The organism is Burkholderia sp. LS-044 (genome assembly GCF_004803625.1).
In the GTDB taxonomy this organism is placed as follows: Bacteria; Pseudomonadota; Gammaproteobacteria; order Burkholderiales; family Burkholderiaceae; genus Burkholderia; species Burkholderia cepacia.
This window is the reverse complement of record NZ_SSWO01000005.1, coordinates 236259-252472: the sequence shown is the minus strand read 5'-3', so window position 1 is coordinate 252472 and position 16214 is coordinate 236259. Positions and strand designations below refer to the sequence as shown.

General features: G+C 69.2%; 14 protein-coding genes. 2 read left to right on the top strand and 12 right to left on the bottom strand.

Going from position 1 to position 16214, the window contains the following annotated elements:
* Positions 1-11: 11 nt before the first annotated feature.
* A complete protein-coding gene (locus E9536_RS15425; RefSeq protein WP_119336854.1) occupies positions 12-1244 on the bottom strand; it encodes a diaminopropionate ammonia-lyase in 1233 nt (410 codons plus the stop codon).
* 181 nt (positions 1245-1425) lie between these two features.
* Between E9536_RS15425 and E9536_RS15420 the strand changes: the two genes are divergently transcribed.
* Positions 1426-1902, top strand: coding sequence for an Lrp/AsnC family transcriptional regulator (locus tag E9536_RS15420; RefSeq protein ID WP_027790255.1), 477 nt, complete (start codon positions 1426-1428; stop codon positions 1900-1902).
* Between the two features lie 85 nt (positions 1903-1987).
* On the opposite strand, the gene E9536_RS15415 is transcribed toward E9536_RS15420, so the two are convergent.
* The 9 genes from E9536_RS15415 to E9536_RS15380 all read right to left on the bottom strand — a co-directional run bounded on the left by E9536_RS15415 (position 1988) and on the right by E9536_RS15380 (position 13116).
* Positions 1988-3712, bottom strand: coding sequence for a tannase/feruloyl esterase family alpha/beta hydrolase (locus tag E9536_RS15415; protein WP_136470116.1), 1725 nt, complete (start codon positions 3710-3712; stop codon positions 1988-1990).
* Positions 3713-3740: 28 nt separating this feature from the next.
* Complete coding sequence (locus tag E9536_RS15410; RefSeq protein ID WP_059693188.1) at positions 3741-4880, bottom strand: porin; 1140 nt, start codon at positions 4878-4880, stop codon at positions 3741-3743.
* A gap of 67 nt (positions 4881-4947) precedes the next feature.
* Positions 4948-6153 carry a 3-(3-hydroxy-phenyl)propionate transporter MhpT gene (mhpT, locus tag E9536_RS15405; RefSeq protein WP_059651509.1) on the bottom strand — a complete coding sequence of 402 codons (1206 nt, stop codon included), beginning with the start codon at positions 6151-6153 and terminating at the stop codon, positions 4948-4950.
* Positions 6154-6426: 273 nt separating this feature from the next.
* Complete coding sequence (locus E9536_RS15400) at positions 6427-6921, bottom strand: MarR family transcriptional regulator (protein WP_060068076.1); 495 nt, start codon at positions 6919-6921, stop codon at positions 6427-6429.
* Between the two features lie 156 nt (positions 6922-7077).
* Positions 7078-7353, bottom strand: a complete 276-nt coding sequence (locus tag E9536_RS42070) for an acyl-CoA dehydrogenase C-terminal domain-containing protein (RefSeq protein ID WP_247873449.1) — start codon at positions 7351-7353, stop codon at positions 7078-7080.
* The gene (locus tag E9536_RS15395; protein ID WP_247873448.1) at positions 7350-8777 is read right to left on the bottom strand and encodes an acyl-CoA dehydrogenase family protein; all 1428 of its coding nucleotides are present in this window, start codon (positions 8775-8777) and stop codon (positions 7350-7352) included. Before E9536_RS15395 ends, E9536_RS42070 begins: the two co-directional genes overlap by 4 nt.
* Before the next feature lie 10 nt (positions 8778-8787).
* Positions 8788-10692, bottom strand: coding sequence for a feruloyl-CoA synthase (locus E9536_RS15390; protein WP_136470115.1), 1905 nt, complete (start codon positions 10690-10692; stop codon positions 8788-8790).
* A gap of 101 nt (positions 10693-10793) precedes the next feature.
* The gene (locus E9536_RS15385) at positions 10794-12245 is read right to left on the bottom strand and encodes an aldehyde dehydrogenase (RefSeq protein WP_136470114.1); all 1452 of its coding nucleotides are present in this window, start codon (positions 12243-12245) and stop codon (positions 10794-10796) included.
* Between the two features lie 43 nt (positions 12246-12288).
* A complete protein-coding gene (locus E9536_RS15380) occupies positions 12289-13116 on the bottom strand; it encodes a p-hydroxycinnamoyl CoA hydratase/lyase (RefSeq protein WP_021163522.1) in 828 nt (275 codons plus the stop codon).
* 169 nt (positions 13117-13285) lie between these two features.
* On the opposite strand from E9536_RS15380, the gene E9536_RS15375 reads away from it, so the two are divergent.
* Positions 13286-14176 (top strand): amidohydrolase family protein, encoded by an 891-nt coding sequence (locus E9536_RS15375; protein WP_059676673.1) that lies wholly within the window; start codon positions 13286-13288, stop codon positions 14174-14176.
* A 52-nt stretch (positions 14177-14228) separates the two neighbouring features.
* On the opposite strand, the gene E9536_RS15370 is transcribed toward E9536_RS15375, so the two are convergent.
* Both E9536_RS15370 and araH read right to left on the bottom strand, forming a co-directional pair.
* On the bottom strand, positions 14229-15128 hold the full coding sequence (locus tag E9536_RS15370) for an SMP-30/gluconolactonase/LRE family protein (protein ID WP_136470113.1): 900 nt from the start codon (positions 15126-15128) through the stop codon (positions 14229-14231).
* Positions 15129-15179: 51 nt separating this feature from the next.
* Entirely contained in the window at positions 15180-16205 is a 1026-nt protein-coding gene (gene araH / locus E9536_RS15365; protein WP_136470112.1) for an L-arabinose ABC transporter permease AraH, read from the bottom strand.
* Between the last annotated feature and the right edge of the window lie 9 nt (positions 16206-16214).

Genomic DNA, 16214 nt, shown 5'->3' with positions numbered 1-16214 from the left:
CGTGATGTCGTTCAGGCCGCCACCGTCGCGCGGTCCAGCCAGTCGCGCTGCCGCGCGAGCACGGCGTCGGCCGCCTCGCCGACGCAGCTCCGGTACACGGACGGCGCCGTCGCGCCTTCCGTATTGATCGCCAGCACGCGCGAATGCGCGTCGAGCCCCACCTGCCGCGCGCGTGCCGGGTCGCGCATCAGCACGTCCAGCCCCGCGACGCCGGCCGCGCCCGATTCGCCGGCCACGACCGGCACGTCGCGTTCGCTGCCGGCCGCGAGGCCGCGCATCGCCTGCACCGCGTCTTCGTCGTCGATCAGCATGAAATGGTCGATGCACATCTCGAGGAAATCCCACGCCAGCGGCGACGCCTCGCCGCACGCGAGCCCGGCCATCACCGAATCGACGCTGCCGGTCGCCTTGGTGGCGCGCCCGGCCAGTGCACTCTGGTACAGGCAGTCGGCCTGGCGCGGCTCGACGACGATGAAATGCGGCCGCTCCACGCCGTCGCGCTCCCACAGATAACTCGCGACGCCTGCGGCGAGGCCGCCCACGCCGCCCTGCAGCAGCACATGCGTGAACGGCCGCCCGCCGTCCGGCGCCGCCTGCGCGGCGGCCTCGGCGGCGATCACGCCGTAGCCCTGCATCACGTCGCGCGGAATCGCTTCGTAGCCGTCGTACGACGTATCCGACACGACATACCAGCCGTTCGCCTGCGCGAGCTGCGCCGCGCAGACCACCGATTCGTCGTAGTTCCCCGCGATGCGCACGATCCGCGCGCCGTACGCGGAGATCGCGCGCTCACGCTCCGCCTCGACGTTCGCGTGCAGCACGATCACGCACCCGCAGCCGATCGCGCGCGCGGCGGCGGCGAGCGCGCGGCCGTGATTGCCGTCGGTCGCGCTAATCACCGTCAGGTCGGCCAGTTCGGACGCATAGCGGCCGGTGACGAGCCCTTGCGGATCGAGATCCTGCTGGCGGCGCAGCCGCTTCACGAGCCTCACCAGCGCGATCGGCGCGCCAAGCGCCTTGAAGCTGCCGAGCGGCGAGCGGCACGACTCGTCCTTCACGCTGACGCTCGCGACGCCGAGCCGCGCGGCGAGATCCGGCAGCACGCGCAGCGGCGTGCGCGCGTGGCCGACGAGCGGCCAGTGCGACAGCCACGCGCCGCTTTCGTCGGCCGACGCGATGTTCATCACGCGGCGCAGCGCGTGGGGATAGGTGGCGCGCGACGCGCGGGGGTTGGCGATCAGCATGGCGAAAGGCTCGGGAACAGGGCCGCGCCGGCGGCCCGTCGGGTGGGTCGGATCGGGCAAAGCGCGGGTTGCGTTCGCCGTCGGTCCGAAAAATAATATTGCGCATCCCGGTCAATAAAATCGCCGAATCGACCGCCTAGACGCAAAAATTTCTCATTCTTTCGAGGTTTCACGCCCCATCATGACCACCCCACTCGATGCGTTCGATCGCAAGCTGCTGATGGAAATCCAGCGCGACGCGCAGACGCCGCAGAGCGAACTCGGCGCGCGCGTCAACCTGTCGACCGCGGCCGTGAACCGGCGCCTGAAACGTCTCGCGGACGACGGCGTGATCGAGCGCTACACCGCCGTCGTCGCACCGGACAAGGTCGATCATCCGCTGACGATCGTCGTCAACGTCGAGGTCGAAAGCGAGCAGATCGACCAGCTCGACGCGATGAAACGTGCGTTCGAGCGCTGCCCGCAGATCCAGCAGTGCTACTACGTGACGGGGGAATGGGATTTCGTGCTGATCGTCGCGGTGCGCAACATGGATCAGTACAACGCGCTCACGCGCGAGCTGTTCTTCGCGAACAACAACGTGAAGCGGTTCAAGACGCTGGTGAGCATGAGCCGCGTGAAGGTCGGGCTCGAGGTGCCGGTCGATCCGGGCGAATGAGTGAGTGAACGAGTGAGCGATTGCACACATGAAGCGGCCGGCACGCGATCGCGCGCGCACCGGCCGTTTCCCATCGACGGCTACGTCAGCGGCAACTGAAGCTCGCCGCCGAATTCACGTCGCCTGAACCGTTGTAGCGCGCCACCTGCGGATACGGGCACAGCGGGCGCGTACGACCCGCGCCCCATGACGCCGGCACATCCGCACTCGGCACCGCGTTCGTCGCGTCGCGCGCGGCGGCCACCACCGTAGCGGGCGCCTGCCCCTGCTCGACCCACGCGACGAGCGGCGTCAGCAGGTCGAACTGGTCGGCCGCCGGCCCGCCCGAACAGTGGTTCATTCCCGGAACCGGATAAAGGCGCGCGAAATCCGACGCATCGCCGCCGTTTGCCTGTGCGAGCCGCACATACCAGTCACGCGTGTCGTCGAACGAGAACACCGGGTCGCCCGTGCCGTGATAGACGAGCAGCTTCGCGCCGCGCGCCTTCAGCGCGGACAGGTTCGTCTCGTCGGGCGGCGTCATGAACGTCCACGCGGATTGCGTGTACGCACCGTTCGTCGCGAAGATCGCCGGTGCGTCGTTGTCCATGTCGAAGCCGAGCGCGAAACCGGGCAGGTTCGCGAGCGTCGCGGCGCTTTTCGGCGGCGTCGTGAACGTGAACGCCATCGCAGCCGGATCGAGCGTGATCGAATTCGACTGCTTCCACGCGGCCCAGCCGCCACCGGCAATGCCCGGGTCGTACGGAAAACCCGCGTAGAGCGCCGTGCCCGCGCTGTTGCGTGCGCCCGTGAACACGTTCTCGAGCGCGGTCTTCTGTGCGGGCGTCAGGCAGGCGCCCGTGCGCGTACCGTTCGCGCAAGTCGGGACGTCCGACTCGACGCTGAAGTGCGCCTGGCACGCGGCGACGTCCTGCACCATCCCGTCGGCCGTGCCGTCGAGCGCATCGCATTTCTCGAGGATCTTCGCGCCGACGAACTGCCGCTCCGCGTCGGTGAAGCCGCTGCGGATGTCCGGCAGCCCGTTCGTCCCGGTCGCCGAGGCGATCTTCGCGAACTGCTGCGCGCCGTACATCTCGCCGATCGCCGCCTTCGGCAGATGAAAACCCGGATCGCCCGCGATGATGCCGTCGTAGTCGGCCGGGTTGCGCACGGCGGTGACCATCGCGTGACGGCCGCCGTTCGAGCAGCCGCCGAAATAGCTGCGGTCGGGCGCCTTGCCGTACGCGAGCCGGATCACCTGCTTCGCCATCGGCGTGAGCGCGTCGACCGCACCGTAGCCGTAGTCGATGCGCGCCTGCGGATCGAGGCCGAACAGCGGATTCTGCGCGGCACTGTGCCCGGAATCCGAACTGATCACGGCGAACCCCATGTTCAGCGCATCGTTCAACGGCCCGCCGCCGCCGATCTCGCCGGTCGCGGTTACGACATTGCCGTCGAGACCGCCGTTCGCCTGGTAGAAGAAACGGCCGTTCCACGCCTTCGGCAAGCGCATCTCGAAGCCGATTGCGTAGGTCTTGCCGTCCACCGCGCTCACGCGCTCGTTCATCTTTCCTTCGATCACGCAGTGCTCGGCGACCGGCTTGCCGGCCACCTTCAGCGCGCCCGCGGCCGCGGTCGTCACCGACGTGAACGACGTGTTCGCATACGCGAGCTTCGCGGCGAGCGCGTCGCAGGTCTGCGCCATCGCGGCCGGCGTCGCGGCGCTCATATGTGTCGGCGTGGCGTTGACCGAATCGTCGCCGCCGCACCCGGCGAGCATCGCCGCCGCGGACAGCGGCGCAATGCACAGGAATGCAGATTTTCTGTTCAAGATATCCCTCGTTCGTCAGGCTGCCGAATCAGAACATGTGCCGTACGCCGACCATCGCGCCGAGCTGCCCCATCCCTTCGCCGGGCGTCGTGCCGGGCCCGCCGCCGCTGACCGCGTAGCGTGCATGCGCGCTGTTCCACAGATACGACGACTGCGCGTAGACGGCCGTGCGCTTGCTCAGCAGATAGGTCGCGCGCAGCGTGGCCATCGTCGCGCGCGTGTCGTGCGCGCTGTTGACGATCCGGTAGCCCTCGCCGTCGACGACGAAATCCGGCTTGACCGCATACGACGCGCCGACGAAGAACAGGTCGGAATGCGCGCCCGGCGCGGCCGGCGAACCGGTCGACACGCGCCGCCCGATCCAGCCCGCGCCGATCCGCGCGCCGGCCGCCTGCGCATACGCGCTCACGTGCGTGCGTGCGTCCTTGCCGCCGCTGCTCGTGAAAGGAACGGGCGCCACGCCGTCGAAGAAGTTGGCGGCCGCGCCGGTGCCGCCGCGCTGCTCCTCGTACGACGCCGCCGCGCCGAAATACGCGCTGTCGTACTTGAGCATCACCGACCAGTTGCGGCACTGCGTGGCGTCGCCCGGCACCTGCCCCGCGCACGTGCCCTGCCCCGGCGAGTTGCCGGTGCCCGCGCCGTCGCGGCCGAACGAGTACGCGGCGCCGAGCGTCACGCCGCGATACGTGCCGACGTAGGTCACCGCATTGTCGGAGCGGCCGTTCGGCACGTACGCGTCGAACGAGCCGAGCCCGTAGATGTCGGGGCCGATGATGTCCGCGCCCTGCAGCGCGAGATAGGTCATCGTGTACTGGCGGCCGAACGCGAGCGTGCCGAAACCGCCCTTCAGCCCGACGAACGCCTGCCGCCCGAACAGCCGGCCGCCCTGCCCGAGATCGCCGCCGCGCACGTTGAAGCCGCTTTCGAGCGTGAACACCGCCTGGTAGCCGCCGCCGAGATCCTCGGTGCCGCGCAGGCCCCAGCGCGACGGCAGCTCGCCCGTCACGCCCGGCATGCGCACGACGTGGTCGCCGGCCGCGTTCGCGTGCGACACGAACTCGACGCCCGTGTCGATGATCCCGTACAGCGTCACGCTCGACTGCGCGTGCGCGCCGGTCGCGGCCAGCGCGCATGCGCCGGCCGCCAGCAAGGCTTTGGTGTGCTTCATGGTGTTCGTCTCCAGACCTGTGTCGTAATCGCGCTCTACCGGCGCTCGTGGTTGAAATGGGAAGAAATCAGTCGTGCGCCTGCGGGCGCCGGATCAGCATCAGCGCAGCGACGGCGGCGACGAGCGTGACGGGAATGCTCGCGCCGATCACGACCGACGCGCTGCGGCCCATGGCGAGCAGTTCGGCGGCGGCGAGCGGCCCGACCACCGAGCCGAGGCGGCCGACGGCAACGGCGGAGCCGACGCCGGTGCCGCGCATCGCGGTCGGGTAATAGATCGCGGCCAGCGCATACAGCACCGACTGGCCGCCGACGACGAACATCCCGGCCGCGAACGCGGCGGCGGACAGCCACAGGAGTCCGGGCGCGATCGCCAGCGCGGCGAGCGAGAGCACGATCCCCGCGTACATGCCGCCGACCACGCGCGACGGACGCAAGCGGTCCATCGACATGCCGATGCCGAGCACGCCGAGGCCGCTGCCGATGTTGAAGAAGATCTGCACGATCCCGGCCTGGCTGCGCGCGAGCCCCTTCGCGGCCATCAGCGACGGCAGCCAGTTCAGCAGGAAATACAGCACGATCAGCGTGCAGAAGTAGCTGAGCCACAACGCCAGTGTCGTGCCGGTGCGCGAGCCGCCGAACAGCGTCTGTCCGACGCTGGGGCGCGCCGCGCCCGATGCGCTGACGTCGAGGAACGCACGCGATTCGGGCAGCAGTGCGAGCAGCAGCGGCGCGAGCAGCAGCGGGCCGACGCCCCCGACATAGAAAATGTGCCGCCATTCGGTGTCGCCTGCGAGCAGCACGCCGATCAGCGACGCGATCACGCCGCCGAACGGAATCCCGCAGTACATCACGGCCACCGCGCTGCTGCGCGAGCGTGCGTCGACCGCTTCCGACGACAAGGCAATGAGGTTCGGCATCGCGCCGCCGAGGCCGAGGCCGGTCAGCGCGCGAACGGCGACCAGCATCGCGAAGCTCGACACCTGCGCGGTCGCGATCGACAGCAGCCCGAACAGGCAGACCGACGCGATCAGCACGTGCTTGCGGCCGACCCGGTCGGCCAGCCAGCCGCCGAGCATCGCGCCCGGCAGCAGGCCGAACGTGCCCGCGCTGAACGCGAGCCCCATCTGTGAAACCGAGAGCCCGAATTCGTGGGCCATGCGCGGTGCCGCGACGCCGACCGACTGCAGGTCGAGCCCCTCGAGCAATGCGATCGCGAAACACAGGCCGAGCGTCGTCGCGACGGCCGGCCTTGCGGCAACGGAAGTGTCCATGTCGTCTCCTAACCGTGACTCGCGCGGCATACGCTGAACGCATGCGCGGTGTCCTTGCTTTATCGTGATCGGGTCTCGTCTATTTATCAGGTAACCTGATTAAGAACCCGAAAGAAAATCCCGTCGAGGGACGGGATGATTTAATAACAGGTAACCTGATATTTCAAGTGTCGCGAGCGCGGTGTTAACCCGCAACCCGTTCGCGACCCGCGCCATGCCGCGGCATGGCCCGGCGCGGCCGGAGAAACCGGAACGAAAGACGCGGCGGCGTGCTCAGTCGCGCAGGTTGCGCACGAACAGCTCGAGCGTGCGGTGAACCTGTGCGACGTCGTCGGCGCTCACGTCGTCGCCGAGCATCCGGCGTTCGAGCGGCCGCAGCACCTGCTCGCATTCGCGCAGGATTGCCGAACCCTCGTCGGTCAGGCGCAGCAGGATCACGCGGCCATGGCTGGGATCGGCCTCGCGCGTCACGAAGCCGCGGGCGGCCATCGCAACCATCACTTCGTTCGCGGATTGCGGCGTGATGAACGAACGCACCGCGAGTTGCGCATTGGACAGCGCGCCGCGCGCCTCGAGCACCGACAGCGCCGTGTACTGCGCAAGCGTCACACCGAGCGGCACGAGCGCATCGCTCATCTGGCGGCGCAGCAGCCGGTCGAGATTGCCGATCAGGTAGGTAAGCCGCTGCTGCGAACGCATGCGCGGCCTGGCTTCGCTGGCGCGGGCCGTGCGTTTCGTGCCGGCCGGTTTGACGGGTGTCGAACTCATGAACGTGTCGGAAGGAGGATCGCGGGCCATCTTACCTCACGCGGTCCGTATATCAGGCCGTAATCAGCCCGTATATCGGCCCGTAATCTGCCCGCACGGCGGCTCGTGCCGGCCGGCGAGCCGCCCCGGGCCGTCCACGCCCGGCTCGGACGAACCTTATGCCGCGACGACCGGCAACGCCGCGCGGCAGCCCGCGTCCACCAGCGCGAGCCGGTGTGCGAATGCCGCGAGCGGATAGTCGAAGAAGTAGGTGCCGACCGCGCGCTTGCCCGCGCGGAACGAATCGTCTCCCGGCGCATCGCCGACGATGCGCAGCGTGCGCGCCCACGCGAACGCGAGCAGCAGCCAGCCGACCAGCGCGAGATAGTCGTCCGCGACCCGGTAGGGCAGATCCGGATCGTGCTCGCTCGCGCGGATCACGCCGGCCGTCACGCGCTCGAGCTCCGCGCACAGCGTGGCGACGCGCGCCCCGGCGTCCCTCGCTCGAGCAGCGCATGCAGCGCCTCGCCGCGATCCCCCAGCACCTTGCGCACCAGCAGATCGATCGCCTGGATCTCGTTGGTCCCTTCGTACAGCATCGACACGCGGCAATCGCGCACCGTCTGTTCGATCCCGTATTCGTGAACGTAGCCGTAGCCGCCGAATACCTGCAGCGCGTTCGACGCGGCCGCGAAGCCGTTCGCGGTGAAGAACGCCTTGGCAACCGGCGTGAGCAACGATGCCAGCCGCGACGCCGCAAGCCGTGCCGGCGGCTGCGGATCGTGCGCGGCGACGTCGAGCCAGTGCGCGATCCAGTAGCCGATCGCGCGCTCGCCTTCGACGATCGCCTGCGCATCGAGCAGGATGCGGCGGATCGCGGCGTGTTGTGCGATCGGCGCCGCCCTGCCCTGCACGCGCTCGCGCGCATAGGCCGACGCGGCCTGCCATGCGCTCTGCGCATGCCCGACACCCTGCATGGCGACCTGCAGGCGCGCCGCGTTCATCATCACGAACATCGATGCGAGCCCGCGATGCGGCTCGCCGACGAGCCAGCCCGCGGCCGCGTCGAAACGCATCGTGCAGGTCGGGCTTGCCTTCAGCCCCATCTTCTTCTCGATGCCGTCGCACCAGACGCCGTTGCGCACGCGGCCGCCCGGCGCGTCGAGCCACTTCGGCACGACGAACAGCGACAGCCCCTTCGTTCCCGCCGGCGCATCGGGCAGCCGCGCGAGCACGAGGTGCACGATGTTGTCGGTCAGGTCGTGCTCGCCGCCGGTGATGAACAGCTTGCTGCCGCTGATCCGGTAGCCGTCGGCGGCCGGGTCCGGCACTGCCTGCGTGCGCAGCAGGCCGAGATCGCTGCCCGCCTGCGGCTCGGTGATGCACATCGTCGTCAGCCACTCGCCGCTCGCGATCTTCGGCAGCACGTCGCGCTTCAGGCGCTCGCCGCCGTGCGCGCGCAGGCACGCCACCGCGCCGTGCGTGAGCCCCGGCGACATCAGCCACGCATGGTTCGCCCCCGCGAGCATCTCCTGCAGCGCGACGTCGAGCAGATGCGGCAGCCCCTGGCCGCCGCAATCGGCGTCGAGCGCCAGCGTCGGCCAGCCGGCGTCGACGTAGTCGCGGTACGCATCGCGAAAGCCCGCCGGCATCGTCACGCCGGCACCGTCGAACCGGCAGCCCTCGAGATCGCCGGTCGAATCGAGCGGCGCGATGCGTTCGACCACGAAGCGGGCGGCTTCGTCGAGCACCTGCCCGGCGGTCGACAGGTCGAGCTCCGCCCAGTCGGGCACGCGGCGCCACAGCGCCGGCGCATCGAGCCATTCGCCGATCACGAACAGCATGTCGCGCAACGGCGCGCAATACGCGTTGCTCATCGCGCGCGCCTCATGCGCGGCGCGCCGTGCCGGCGACGATCACGCCCGCGTCGGCCGCGCCCGGTTCGTACATCGCGTCGACCACCGCCGCACGGTGCATGAGCACCGCACGCTGGTTGATCGAACCCTTGTCGGTGACTTCGCCGAGATCGAGCGAAGGCGGCGTATCGAGCACGCACAGCCGCGTGACGAACGTCGCGCTGCCGGTCGCATCGCGGTTCAGGCGCTCGAGCAGGTCCGCGAAGAACGCCCGCACCGCGGGCGCCCGCAGGACGGTGCGCACGTCGGCATCCGGTGCCGCGCCGGCCAGGCGACGGCAATCGTCGACGCGCGGGAAGATCATCACGCCGACGTCGTCGCGGTTCATCCCCGTGACGACCGCGTCCTGCACGTACGGCGCGCCGTTCGATACGATCCGCGCGCGCATGGGCCCGACGCTCACGAAGGTGCCCGACGACAGCTTGAAATCCTCCGCGATGCGCCCGTCGAACATCAGGCCGATCTCCGGCCGCGCGGGATCGACGAAACGCACCGCATCGCCGCTGCGGTAGTAACCCTCCTCGTCGAATACCTCGCGCGCGTCGTCGCCGCTCGCACGCCAATAACCGGCCATCACGTTCGGCCCGCGAAAGCGCGCCTCGAGCTTGCCGTCGACCGGCACCAGCTTCGCGTCGCAGCCGGGCGCGGGCAGGCCGATGTAGCCGGCTCCCGACATCGGCCCGGTGGTGAACATGCACGATGGCGCGGCCTCGGTCATCCCGAGGCCCGCCATGATCCGGATGCGCTCGCCGCAGTGCGCGAGCGTCACGCGCTCGAGCCGGTCCCACGCGGCCTGCGACAGTCCGGCGCCCGCGAAGAAATACATCTTCACGCGCGAGAAGAAGGTTTCGCGCAGCGCGGCATCCGTTTCGAGCGCCGCGGTCAGCTCTTCCCAGCCCTTCGGCACGTTGAAATACACGGTGGGCGCGATCTCGCGCAGGTTGCGCAGCGTCTCGCCGAACTTGCCGACGACCGGCTTGCCGTCGTCGATGTACAGCGTGCCGCCGTTGTACAGCGCGATGCCGACGTTATGGCTGCCGCCGAACGTGTGATTCCACGGCAGCCAGTCGACCAGCACCGGCGGCTCCAGACCGAACTGCGGAAACGTCTCGAGCAGCATCTGCTGGTTGCTGCACAGCATCCGGTGCGTGGTCGGCACCGCCTTGGGCAGCCGTGTCGACCCAGACGTGAACAGGAATTTCGCGATCGTGTCGCCGGTGATCGCACCGTGCGCGGCATCGACGCTGCCCGGTGTCGTGTCGAGCAGCGACGAGAAACGCGTGACGCCATCCATCCCGTCGGGTGCCGACACGACCACGCGCTCGACATCAGGCGGCACCGACGCGTCGAGCGCGGCACGAAACGCCGCGCCGTCCGACGCAAAGACCAGCCCCGGCGTGAGCACGGCGAGCGCGTGGCGCAGCTTGCCGTAATCGCTCGACACGAGCGAATACGCAGGCGACAGCGGCGCATGCGGAATGCCGGCCCACATCGCGCCGAACGCGAGTTGCAGATGGTCGAGGTCGTTGCCCGACAGGATCGCGACAGGCCGCTCGGCCGACAGCCCGCGATCGAGCAGCGCCTGGCCGATCGCGCGGGCGCGCTCGAGCATCTGCGCATACGTGATGCCGATCCACGTACCGTCGGGCCCGCGCCGCGCGACCAGCCAGCGGTCCGGATGCGCGCGCGCGCCGCTCGCGAGCCGGTCGGTCAGCCGGTGTGGGTACGCGCCGAGCGGGGTCGTCGCGCGCAAGGTCCAGCAGCCGTCGCGTTGCACGATCTCCGGCGGTGCCGTGCCGATCGCCACGGGGCGATAGCCGGCGGAAACGCGCTGTGCGGCAGCCGCGTCGCGCAGTTGGGTCGGATCCGCATCCAAGTTCTGTCTCCGGTCGGTTCCGCCCCGCGCGCGTGCGCGCGCCGGGCGGGGACTTCATTGTGTCGTTGTCTTAACTGGGGCGCCGCGGCGCCCGGGACTGCTCAGATCGGGTAGTGACGCGGCGTGGTCTGGACCGTGATCCAGCGCAGGTCGGTAAACTCGGCGATCGACGCCTTGCTGCCGAACCGGCCGTAGCCGCTTGCCTTCACGCCGCCGAACGGCATCTGCGCCTCGTCGTGCACCGTCGGCCCGTTGATGTGGCAGATGCCCGATTCGATCTGCTTCGCGACCTGCATCGCGCGCGCGATATCGCGGCTGAACACCGCCGCCGACAGCCCGTACTCGCTGTCGTTCGCGGCCGCGAGCGCGGCGGCGTCGCCGTCGACGCGCTGCACGGTCACCACCGGCCCGAACGATTCGTCCGCATACAGCTGCATGTCGCGCGTGACACCGTCGACGATCGTCGGCTGCATCACCGCGCCGTCGACTTCACAGCCGAGCGGCAGCGCGGCGCCGTGCGCGCGCGCGTCGTCCACCATCGCCGCGATCCGCTGCGCGGCGGCCGCGCTTTCGAGCGTGCCCAGCACGACGCCCGGCGCGGCCGGGTTGCCGGCCTTCAGCGTGCGTGCCTTCGCGACGAGCCGTTCGACGAACGCATCGGCGACCTTGCGATCGACGATCACGCGCTCGGTCGACATGCAGATCTGCCCCTGGTTGAGGAACGCGCCGAATGCGACCGCCTCGACCGCCGCGTCGAGATCGGCGTCGTCGAGCACGAGCACCGGCGCCTTGCCGCCGAGTTCAAGCAGCGCCGGCTTCAGGTGCTGCGCGGCGAGCGTCGCGACGATGCGGCCGACGCGGGTCGAACCGGTGAAGTTCACGCGGCGCACCGCCGGGTTCGCGATCAGCCGCTCGACGATCGCCGGCGCGTCCTGCGGCGCATGCGTGATCACGTTGACCACGCCGTCGCCGAGCCCTGCGTCGTGCAGCACGCTGCCGATCAGCCGGTGCACGCCCGGACAACCCTCGGACGCCTTCAGCACCACCGTGTTGCCGCATGCGAGCGGCATCGCGAGCGCACGGGTCGCGAGAATCACCGGCGCATTCCACGGCGCGATCCCGAGCACGACACCGCACGGCTGGCGCACGGCCATCGCGAGGCTGCCGGGCACGTCCGACGGGATCACCGCGCCGTCGATCTGCGTGGTCATCGCGGCCGCCTCGCGCAGCATGTTCGCCGCGAGCATCACGTTGAAGCCGTACCAGTTCGCCATCGCACCGGTTTCCGCGCGGCCGGTTTCGATGAATTCGCCCGCGCGCGCGTCCATCCGGTCGGCCGCCGCGAGCAGCCGCCGACGGCGCTCGGTCGGCGCGAGCGCGGCCCACGCGGGGAATGCGCGCGCCGCTGCCGCGACCGCGGCGTCCGCGTCGGCAAGCGTCGCCGCGGCGGCGCGCGACGCCACCCGTCCCGTCGCCGGATCGATCCGGTCGAAGGTCCCGCCGTCCGACGCGCCGCGCGACACGCCGTCGATCAACAAACTCACTTCGTGCATTTCCGTGTCTCCACTCGGATCCGGTTGCGTGCGGCGGCGCGCGTCAGCGCTTGTACGCCTGCAGGCCCGGCTTGATGCTCTTGTCGTCGAGGAACTGCTTGAGGCCCTGCTCGCGCCCGCCTTCCGGATCGCGGTAGTTCGCCTGGTCGAGCTTCGCGTACAGGTAGTCCTCGTTCTGCTCCCAGGTCAGCTCGCGGCAACGCTTGAAGCCGTGCTTCGCGTTACGGATCACGACCGGGTTCTTGTCGAGCAGCTTCGCGGCCAGCGCGCGCACCTCGTCGCGCAGCTGCGCGCGCGGCACGCTCTTGTTGACGAGCCCCATCTGCGCGGCCTGCGGGCCGGTGAAGGTGTCGCCGGTCATGATGTAGTAGAGCGCCTGGCGATGGCCCACGGTGTCGGCCATCGCCTTGCTGACGAGGTTGCCCGGCGGGATGCCCCAGTTGATTTCCGACAGGCCGAACACCGCTTCGTCGGCCGCGATCGCGAGGTCGCACGCGACGAGCGGCGAGAAGCCGCCGCCGAAGCACCAGCCGTTGACCATCGCGATCGTCGGCTTCGCATACATGCGCAGCAATTGCCACTGCCAGCGGCTCGCGTCGCGGCGAATCTTTTCCTGCAGGATTTCCGGGCCCGCGTCGACTTCGCGGAAATATTCCTTCAGGTCCATCCCGGCCGTCCAGGCGTCGCCCTCGCCGGTCAGCACGAGCACCTGCGCCTCGGCATCGAGTTCGATCGCCTCCAGCACGTCGATCATCTCCGCGTTCAACGTCGGGCTCATCGCGTTGCGCTTGTCCGGACGGTTCAGCGTCACCCATGCGATCCCGCCCTCGACCTCGACCTTCACCGTTTTCCAGCGCCCTTCGTAACCCATTTTCGTTCTCCAATGACGATGCCGCCCTGTGCGACTCGCGACCAATTTACTATCAGGTAACCTGATATGTAAAGTAGAATGGTAGCGGCTCCGGACAAACCCCTAAACGGGCCCGGACAGCCGATTTCGCGCCGTGCCGGCCGACGCATCACGACATGAGGAGACACGCTTGGACATCGACAACCTGATCGCCATCGACACGCACGTGCACGCCGAAGTGTCGTGCTGCCAGCCGCCGGACCTGTTCGCGAAGGCATTCGACGACGCGGCCGACAAGTACTTCGGCACCGTGCTGAAGCAGGGCCGTCGGCCGACCATTCCGGAGACGATCGCGCATTACCGCGAGCGCCGGATCGGCTTCGTGATGTTCACCGTCGACTGCGAGACGAACATCGGCCGGCGGCGCATTCCGAACGAGGAAATCGCGCAATTCGCGCAGGACAATGCCGACGTGATGATCGCGTTCGCGAGCATCGACCCGCACAAGGGCCGCTTCGGCGCGCGCGAGGCGCGCCGCCTGATCGACGAGCACGGCGTGAAGGGCTTCAAGTTCCATCCGACGATGCAGGGATGCTTCCCGAACGACAGGCTCGCCTATCCGATCTACGAGGTGATCGCGGAATACGGGTTGCCGGCCGTCTTCCACAGCGGGCATTCGGGGATGGGGTCGGGGATGCGCGGCGGCGGCGGGCTGCGTCTGAAGTATTCCGAACCGATTCACCTCGACGACGTCGCGGCCGACTTCCCGGACATGAAGATCGTGATCGCGCACCCTTCATGGCCGTGGCAGGAGCAGGCGCTGTCGATCGCGCTGCACAAGCCGAACGTCTACATCGACCTGTCGGGATGGTCGCCGAAGTACTTCTCGCCCGAGCTCGTGAAATACGCGAACACGCTGCTCAGGCACAAGGTGCTGTTCGCGTCCGATTTTCCGCTGATCCGGCCGGACCGCTGGCTCGAGGATTTTCAGGGCGCCGGGTTCCGGCCCGACGTGCATTCGCTGATTCTGAAAGACAACGCGGTCGCGTTGCTGGGGTTGCAGGCCGCGCAGCAGTCGTGACCCGTCCGGCCATGACGGCGCCGGCAGCGCGCCGCCGCACGCACCGGCGCGCTCAGTTCGCGGGCTTGCCCGCGAACCGCGCGGTCGGCAGCCCGGCGTAACGCGTGCGGGCGACGAACACGCCGCCGGCGTCGGCATCGCTCGCCAGCGCGTCGTCGCTCAGCCCGACGCGCGCGCTCGTCACGTACAGCCGGCCTTCGCCGTCGAGCGCCACGCAGCTCGGCTGCGCGGTCGGCACTTCGACGCGCTCCGTTTCAACGCCGTCCGGCCCGTAGCGCACCACCCGCCGGCCGCCCCACTGCGCATTCCACAGGCCGCCGTCGCGATCGACCGTCGAGCCGTCCGGATCGCCGTCCGCATCGGTCAGCCGCGCGAACGGCCGCACATTCGCGACATCGCCGCCCGCGTGGTAATCGCACACGAAAATCTCGCGCACCAGCGAATCGCAGAAATACATCTTCGACCCATCCGGCGAGAACGCGATGCTGTTCGCGATCGCGGCCGGCGGCAGCGCGAGCCGCTGCAGCGTGAGATCCGGATTGAGCCGATAGAACCCGCCGACCGCTTGCGGCGGCTCGCTGCCTTCGTCCTTCATCCCGAACACGAATGCGCCGGCCCCATCGCAGCGCCCGTCGTTCAGCCGCGTCGGCAGATCGGGTTCGACGTCGACGATCCGCGTGAACGCACCGCTGCGCAGGTCGAAGAACGCGAGATGCGTCGCGAGCCCGACGAGCAGCACGTCCGGATCGTGCGTCAGCGCGAAGCACGCGAGCCGTTCCGGCATCGGCCACTGCGCGAGGCCCGAGCCGTCCGCGCGGCAGCGCCACAGCCGCGCCCCTTCGATGTCCGTCCAGTACAGCGCGTGCGTCGCGTCGCACCACGTCGCGCCTTCGCCGAGCGTGTTGCGGCTGTCCACGAGCAGCGCCGCCGCGCCCGGATGAATCTGTTGCATGCCGTCTCCCGATGTCTGTCGCCTTCGCAGGCGGCCGCGCGTTCGTCAGGGTCAGATCTTCATCGCGCGCCGCTGGTTGCGACGATACTGGTCGAACAGCACCGCGAGCAACAGAATTCCGCCGCGTATCAGATATTGGTAAAACGTCGGCACGTTCAAGAGGCTCATCGCGTCCTGCACGGAGCCCATGATCAGCACGCCGACCAGCACGCCGGAGATCGTCGCGACGCCGCCCGTCAGCGACACGCCGCCGAGCACGCACGCGGAGATCACGCCGAGCTCGAGGCCGACCGAGGTCTTCGGATCGCCGAGGCTCATCCGCGACGCGAGCATCACGCCGGCGAAGCCGGTCACGAGCCCCTGCAGCACGAACACGGTGATCTTGATGCGCATCACCGGCAGCCCCGCGAGCAGCGCCGCCTCGCCGTTGCCGCCGACGGCCAGCACGTTCTTGCCGAACACCGTCCGGCGCAAGAGGAAGCCGAACACGACGAAGCCGACGATGTTGCTCCAGATCGGATACGAGATGCCGAGGAACGACCCGCCGCCGAGATCGAAGAAGCGCTCCTCGGAGATCATCACCGCGTCGCCGTTCGACGTGATGAACGCGAGCCCGCGCACGACTTCCATCATCGCGAGCGTGACGATCAGCGAGTTGATCCGCCAGCGCGCGATCAGCACGCCGTTGACGAGCCCGACCGCGCCGCCCGCGAGCACGCCGCCGGCGATGCCGAGCACGACGCTGTGCGTCGCGGTGATCAGCGTCGACGCGACGACGCCCGAGAACGCGACGATCGACGCGACCGACAGGTCGACCTCGCCGAGCGCGAGCACGAACATCATCGTCACCGCGATCGAGCCGATCAGCGTGACCGACAGCAGCAGGCCCTGGATGTTGCGCGGCGTGAGGAAGTCCGGCACGGTCAGCGACAGCGTCGCGAACAGCACGAGGAACACCATCACGATGCCGGAGCGGTTGATCAGTTGCCACACGCCGCCGCGCGCGCGCGCGGGCGCGGTCGAGGCCGCGGCATCGGGGGACGGGGAAGTGCGTTGGGGTTGCATTGCCTGGCTCATATCAGTTGC